Origin of the sequence: Streptomyces sp. NPDC050164, from assembly GCF_044459945.1 — a bacterium.
GTDB classification, from domain to species: domain Bacteria; phylum Actinomycetota; class Actinomycetes; order Streptomycetales; family Streptomycetaceae; genus Streptomyces; species Streptomyces coeruleorubidus_A.
This window is the reverse complement of sequence record NZ_JBITJK010000093.1, coordinates 2,366-2,832: the sequence shown is the minus strand read 5'-3', so window position 1 is coordinate 2,832 and position 467 is coordinate 2,366. Positions and strand designations below refer to the sequence as shown.

Annotated in this window: 1 protein-coding gene; it reads right to left on the bottom strand. The window is 55.2% G+C overall.

Translation table 11 applies throughout. The features are described 5' to 3' along the window. Nucleotides 1-146 precede the first annotated feature (146 nt). On the bottom strand, nucleotides 147-467 hold a 321-nt coding region (locus ACIBNA_RS44990; RefSeq protein WP_399171286.1), incomplete at its 5' end, for an ATP-binding protein.

Genomic DNA, 467 nt, shown 5'->3' with positions numbered 1-467 from the left:
CATGATCGCCGACATCGGGAAAGGTCGGCTAAGCGCGAAACTCGCAAAAAGACTCCCGGGTCTGAAGCCACCGGTGTTGATTTCCACCGAGTCTTAACCCACCGATTTCATCTAAATCTGACCCACCCCGAGACAGCGTAGTACATCTATTCCGGTGTGGATAACTCTTCGTTACCCGCTGGTTTTGCTGCTCTCTTTCTTGTCGTCTTCGCCTTGGCAGAACTGGTCCTGAAGCGCCACGATTCATTGCCCGTTTCAACGATGTGGCAGTGATGGGTGACGCGGTCCAGCAGCGCTGTCGTCATCTTTGCATCCCCGAACACGCTCGCCCACTCGCCGAAGCTGAGATTGGTCGTGATCGCGACGCTCGTGTGCTCGTAAAGCTTTGAGAGCAGATGGAACAGCAATGCACCACCGGTCTGGCTGAACGGCAGATAGCCCAGCTCATCGAGAATCACCAGATCGAC